This window comes from Chitinophaga terrae (ex Kim and Jung 2007) (genome assembly GCF_900107795.1).
In the GTDB taxonomy this organism is placed as follows: domain Bacteria; phylum Bacteroidota; class Bacteroidia; order Chitinophagales; family Chitinophagaceae; genus Chitinophaga; species Chitinophaga terrae.
On record NZ_FNRL01000013.1, the window covers coordinates 177,230 to 183,407 of the forward strand.

A 6,178-nucleotide genomic window follows, 5' to 3' on the forward strand; every position below is an offset into this window, starting at 1 on the left:
GTTTAGATCAGAATTTTACATTTACTCCTATTGAATATGCACGGGAAATTGGGAACTGACCGCCGTCTAATCCTATTCCACCTACTTCGGGGTCCATGCCTGAATACTTGGTAAAGGTCAGGAGGTTATCGCCGCTGACATAAACACGCAGGCCTTTGTTCCAGCGCATTTTCGGGAATGTATACCCGATGAGGAGATTTTTCAGGCGCAGGTAATCGCCTTTTTCGAGGTACCAGTCAGAGTTTGTACCGAAATTCTTGTTAGGATCGTTGGCCCTGATCTGCGGGATGTTGCTGCCGGTATTTTCAGGAGACCATGCATCCAGTATCTTGTTCCAACGGTTGTAACCTTGTTCTGAGCCGCTCAGTGTAGTCATTTTAAAGGCATTGAATAGTTTTACGCCGCCTACGCCCTGCATGAAAACGCTCAGGTCAAAATTCTTCCAGGTAACACTGGCAGAGAAACCATAAGTTACTTTAGGCGCTGCATTACCCATATAAACACGGTCATCATCATCAATTTTTCCATCTCCACTCTCATCAACAAATTTCAGGTCGCCTGCTTTTGCGTTAGGTTGGATAGGTTTTCCATCCTTCTGGTAGGCTTTCGCTTCAGCATCTGACTGGAAGATACCATCTGTTTTGATCAGCCAGTAAGAGAAAAGCGGTTCGCCAACTTTTGATCTGAATGGAACCAGTATGCCTCTGAAAGCGTCACCGAATTGCATTACAGAATTAGGATTGTTGTCGATTTCCAGTACCCTGTTCTTTAAAGTGGCGAAGTTGGCATTCAGGTTATAACCCACCTGTCCGATCTTATTAGCATAGGTAGCACTGAATTCCCATCCGGTATTGCCGATCTTACCCTGGTTGATAAGAGGTGCGGAAAGTCCGAAAGTATTTGGCCATCCGCTGGTCTGGCGGTAGATGAGATCAAAAGTCTTTTTATCAAAGTAGTCAACTGTTAATAACAGTTTCTGTTTGAAGAGGCTGATGTCCAGGCCCACGTCTGTTTGTTGAGATGATTCCCAGCTTAATTGCGGATTGATGGCGCCGGACAAGGACAAGGAGTTGCTGCGTGGCGAGTTGGCGCCTATCTGGTAGGTATAGCCTGGAGTTAAGGTCTGGTATCCATAATATAAAGGAACAGTTTCTATACTACCTACTTTACCCCAGCTGCCCCTGATCTTTAACAGGTCAACAAAGTCGAGATGGAAGAAAGGTTCGGAGCTGATCTTCCAGGCGGCTGTAACGCCAGGGAAGCTATGCGCCCTGTAGCCTGGCGCTAAACGACCGGCTATATCGTACCTGTAGCTACCGGTTACAAAATACCTGTCGGCCCAGCTATAGGAAGCACGACCTACATAGGAAGCGTTCCTGTCTACGTTGTTGTAATCTGTGGGAATATCTTTTGAAAAATCCAATGCGTTGGTAAAGTATTGCGCCCAATCGGCTTCATTTTCGAATCCTCTTGCTCCTGCGGTAAATCCTTTATCGCCTCTTTCCTGGGAAGTGATAGAGGCCATTAAACCTAAACTGTGCCTGTTAAAGGTCCTGGTGTAGTTCAAGGTATTTTCCCATATCCAGTGGTAGATGTTGCCATCGGCATAGGAGAGGAAGTTCATATCGTTAGGTTTACCTGGTTCGGTAATTTTCGGAGTGAACTTTTTGTAATAGGAGTTGATCTGGCGATACGAGAACCTGGAAACGTAAGAAAGGCCAGGTACCAGGTTGCTGTATGAAAACTCAGAAATGGATTGTAAATCATTTGATTTATTGGTCGCTTTGTTCCTGAGCAACAGGGCTACCGGGTTTAAGGCATCGCCATGAATACCATTGTAGTCAGAGTTGCGCGGTCCCACACCTCCAAAGCTACCGTCGTCGTAGTACACGGTGGCAGAACGTGGCATATAGATGGCAGAAAGGATCACGCCACTGTAACCGCTGGCTGTTTCGGCATCCCTGTTTTCGTTGTTATTCCAAAAGATATCCTGTTTGAATTTGATATTCTTGGTGAACTGGTAGTTCACGTTCAGACGGAGGGAAAGATTTTTATTGAAAGTGTTCAACAGTGTTCCTTCTTCGTTTTCATATCGTCCCTGGAAGAGCGCTGTCAGTTTTTCAGAACCGGCGTTCAAAGTAACAACATGACGTTGAACAGGGGCTGTACGGAAGATCTCTTTCATCCAATCGGTACGTGTAACCTGGGCGTATGGATTTTTAGTGATATCCCATCCATCTTGTGGCGGGTTGCCGGCGTTTTTATCTGCAAGGTTGGCAACCATTGCCTGTTGGGAAGCATCCAGCGACTGCAAGGTACGCCATGCCTGTTTAACACCTGTGAAGCCCTGGTATTGAACGTAAGGATCGCCTTTTGTAGCTTGCCTTGTTGTTACCAGCACAACGCCTGAAGAACCGGCAAAAGCGCCGTAGATAGCAGCGGATGCCGCATCTTTCAATACGGTGATGGATTCTACATCCGCAGGGTTATAAGGCGCGTTGGGAACTCCATCTACCACATACATCACAGAACCGCCGGAAGGGGAACCCACACCCCTGATCACCATGTTATTGGAGTTGGTAGGGTGTCCGCCATTGCTTACTACCGTAACGCCTGGAATGCGGCCTTGCAGCATGTTGCTAAGGTCGGTAACGGGGCGTTCTTTTAATGTTTTCATATCGGAGATCGTACTTACTGCTGCAGAGAGGTCTCCCTTTTTGGCAGTGCCGTATCCCAATACCACAACAGCATCCAGATCACTACTCCCATGTTTCAGGGTGATGTTCAGCGTTTCCTGGTTACCTGCTGTTACATCAACGGTGGTGAAGCCGACATAGCTGAAACTGATAACAGATTTTTCATCAGGTACGTTGATGGTGAACTTACCGTTCATGTCGGTAACTGTCCTGATCTGTGTACCTTTTACCCAAACAGAAACGCCGGGGATAGGTTCCTGTTCATCAGACACCACTCGACCCGAGATCTTTTTTGTTACCACCTGTTGGGGAGCAGGTGTTTCATCCTGTTCTGCTTTTCTTAACAGGATGGCTTTTTCATTGACACTGTATTCGATGCCTGATTTACTGCGCAGCATTTGCAGCGCCTCACTCAGCGTAATGTTATTAGGCTTGAAATCCTTGACAATGATGCGGTCGAAGTCCTGTTTCACATAGCTGAAAGTGAAGGAACTTTGAGCGCCCAGCGCAGTGAGCACTTGCGACAAAGAGGCGCTGGAAATATCGAGCTTTACTTTTTCATTCAGGCTGTTTTGTCTTGCAAACAGTGAAGTAGAAAGCAGTAAAGCTCCTCCCAACAGGCCCAGTCGTTTAATACGAGCAGTGGTTACTCCGGGCGCCGGAATAAACTGATCAGAAGAGGTAAACTTCCTTTTCATGGTTTAGTTGTTTTCAGGTAGTTCGTTGTGGTTTAATAAATAGTTACTTGTTTGTCAGAGATCCTATAATTTTTTCGATTGATATAACATAAGTTGGAAAGGACATTACGGAAGTCGGTGTTGTTAAGCAATACATTCACATGCTTGTTGATGTCTTTGGTGTTTTGCCAGTTCACTGTATATCCATAATGGCCGCAAAGCCTGTTGACAGCGTCTTTAAATGAGATGTCGTTTGCTGAGAAAGCGCCATGTTTCCAGGAGTCGGTCTGTAATGTGTTCACTTTGTCGATATCGAAGTTCCGGCCTTCGTTGCTGAATGATGCAGCATATCCTGGTTTTAAAACAACAGAGACGCTGCTGTCGTGAGCCGAACGGACGTTAACCTTGCCCCGGGATAATATAACCCTCGAAAGTTCTTCGCCTGGATACGCTTCAACGTTGAATTGAGTACCCAGTACCCGGATATTTATATCGCGGGTCCGGATGACAAAAGGATTTTTTTCATCGCCTTTTACATCAAAATAAGCCTCCCCGGTAAGTTGTATTTGCCGGTGGGTGAGATCGAAGTTCTTTTTATAGCGGATGGTAGCTGTAGTATTTAACCATACCTGGCTGCTGTCTGGCAGTACTACCAGTTTAGGCGTGGTATCAGTGTTGGTAATGGCAAGGTAGTCGTTCGGCGCCGGGTGATTCTTTTTAGGGGATAAAAGATACGATATGCCAACGCCTAACAGTACTGCGGCAGCGGCGGCGGCTATCCATCGCCGGTAACGAGGCTTAGGTTTTTCTGTTGCTTGCCTGAAGTTGAGCAGGAATTGCTGTTGGTATTGATCCGATAACGCCTGGTTTACGGGCATTATTTCCTCACCCTGGTCTATACTTCTATACCAGTTATCCAATAACTCCAGTTCTTCCGGAGTACATTTACCTGCATGAAATTTTTCCAGTAAGGCCAGCGCCTTTGAGTAATTTTGTTCCATCTCATAGGTAGAGTACCCGATGATGGAAAAATGTTAACTGGTTTCTGTGTTAACGAATTGTAAACAATAATAAGGAGGAAACCAGGCTGACGGAAAGGGAGGGATTCGTCTGAATATGCAGTTTCACCTGTTTCAGCGCCCTGCTGTATAAGACCCTTGCGGAGCCTGCGTCTATATTTAAAAGTTGTGCTATTTGCTGGTAGGAGTAATGATGTTTTACCCTTAGTATGAATAGTTTGCGCTGGCTTTCGGAAAGGGAGCCTAAAGCCTCATCCACTAATGTTTCTTTTAGTCCATGCAGTTCTTCCTGTCCTAAAGCATCGGCAGTTTCTATAGTATCATTTAATAATACTTCCAGTTTTTTCAGATGGGCGTTGTAACGTCCGTTTGTTCGGTAGTAATTAAATATCCTGAATTTTAAAGCATTGAGAAGATAATACTCCAGGTTGGGGCCTTTAGGGGCTTCTTCCCAGTGTTCCCATAACGACAACAGCACATCCTGCACGATGTCGAAAGCATCGTGGGCATTGGTTTTGGCGGTTGCAATTCCCAACAGTTTATTCCAATACAAGGCAACAGATGCTTCGAAGGCAGCCCTGGAAGCGTCGTAAGCCAGTGAAGGAAAATTTAGTTTCTGATACGCAGGCATAAAGCAATATAACGTCAGATCAAAATTAATAGACCAATATTAAGTGGATATTAAATCATTCGTCTGTAGGCATTATTTCATCATTCACATCTGGTCTTTGAATACGCGATATTTAGTTTTGGTTGTATGAATCTTTGATTCAATAATCTATAATTCCCTTTTCAATAACGTGTTAGCAGATAATTTTACAAGCGTCTTTTGTACATTATTCATATCATACTTTTATAAATATAGTTTTATTTTAGCTTTCTAAAAATATTTTTATGTGGTCTGTAGATGAGGCTATAAGATTGCAGGAAGAGTTGAGTAAACAGGTGATTGTTGCAGATCAGTTTAGCGATCCTGTTAAGTATATTGCCGGAACAGATGTGGAATACGATAAAGATACGGATCTGATAGCAGGAAGCATAGTAGTGTTGGATTATTTAACGATGGAGACGATGGAAGTGGCGACGCATTGTATGGAGGCAGCGTTTCCGTATATACCGGGATTATTTTCGTTCAGGGAGATGCCTCCTTTATTGAAGGCGTTTGAAAAGCTGAAGATCATTCCGGATATTTTTATCTGCGATGCGCAGGGGTTGGCGCATCAGCGGAGGTTTGGGCTTGCCTGTCATTTTGGAGTAACTATTAACCTTCCGGTTATAGGATGTGGGAAAACGAGGCTGTATGGGGAGTATGAAGGATTAGGTATTGAGAGAGGAAGTATTGCGCCGTTGATGGCCCAGGATAATGGTCAGCATATTGGTAATGCTGTACGTACGCAAAAGGGGATCAATCCTGTTTTTGTATCGGTAGGTCATAAGATCTCCCTGGAAACGGCAACGGGTATAGTATTGCGTATGAGTACCCGTTATAGATTGCCGGAAACGACGCGTATAGCGGATCATTATGGTAGGTTAGCGATGGAGGCGTATAAAAATTAATTTTATTTGGAAGATTCATTTTTTTTAATCTATATTTGCAGCCCCTTAGGGAAGGATCGGTAGTTCAGTTGGTTAGAATGCCGCCCTGTCACGGCGGAGGTCGCGGGTTCGAGTCCCGTCCGGTCCGCGAGGATCGAGGTCACATCGGAGAACGGTGTGACCTTTTTTGTTTTTGGGATTTTATGATGTGCCTTGTCACGGTCTCTACTGAGTAGAGACGGGTTCGAGT

The 6,178-nt window shown here is 45.0% G+C and carries 4 protein-coding genes and 1 tRNA gene; 2 read left to right on the plus strand and 3 right to left on the minus strand.

The window, feature by feature from the left end; all coding sequences use genetic code 11:
* Window positions 1-7 precede the first annotated feature (7 nt).
* Genes BLV62_RS15635 through BLV62_RS15645 form a run of 3 tightly spaced genes read right to left on the minus strand, consistent with a single transcriptional unit; the run spans window position 8 to window position 5,023 of the window.
* Window positions 8-3,394, minus strand: coding sequence for a SusC/RagA family TonB-linked outer membrane protein (locus tag BLV62_RS15635; RefSeq protein ID WP_225889686.1), 3,387 nt, complete (start codon window positions 3,392-3,394; stop codon window positions 8-10).
* 32 nt (window positions 3,395-3,426) lie between these two features.
* Window positions 3,427-4,374 (minus strand): FecR family protein, encoded by a 948-nt coding sequence (locus BLV62_RS15640; RefSeq protein WP_089762897.1) that lies wholly within the window; start codon window positions 4,372-4,374, stop codon window positions 3,427-3,429.
* 49 nt (window positions 4,375-4,423) lie between these two features.
* Window positions 4,424-5,023: an RNA polymerase sigma factor gene (locus BLV62_RS15645; protein ID WP_089762898.1), complete on the minus strand. Its 600-nt coding sequence runs from the start codon at window positions 5,021-5,023 to the stop codon at window positions 4,424-4,426.
* A gap of 263 nt (window positions 5,024-5,286) precedes the next feature.
* Here BLV62_RS15645 and nfi point away from each other — a divergent pair, with 263 nt between their 5' ends.
* Together nfi and BLV62_RS15655 are read left to right on the plus strand one after the other, a co-directional pair.
* The gene (gene nfi / locus BLV62_RS15650; RefSeq protein WP_089762899.1) at window positions 5,287-5,949 is read left to right on the plus strand and encodes a deoxyribonuclease V; all 663 of its coding nucleotides are present in this window, start codon (window positions 5,287-5,289) and stop codon (window positions 5,947-5,949) included.
* A gap of 53 nt (window positions 5,950-6,002) precedes the next feature.
* A tRNA-Asp gene (locus tag BLV62_RS15655) sits at window positions 6,003-6,076 on the plus strand.
* The last annotated feature ends 102 nt before the right edge of the window (window positions 6,077-6,178 follow it).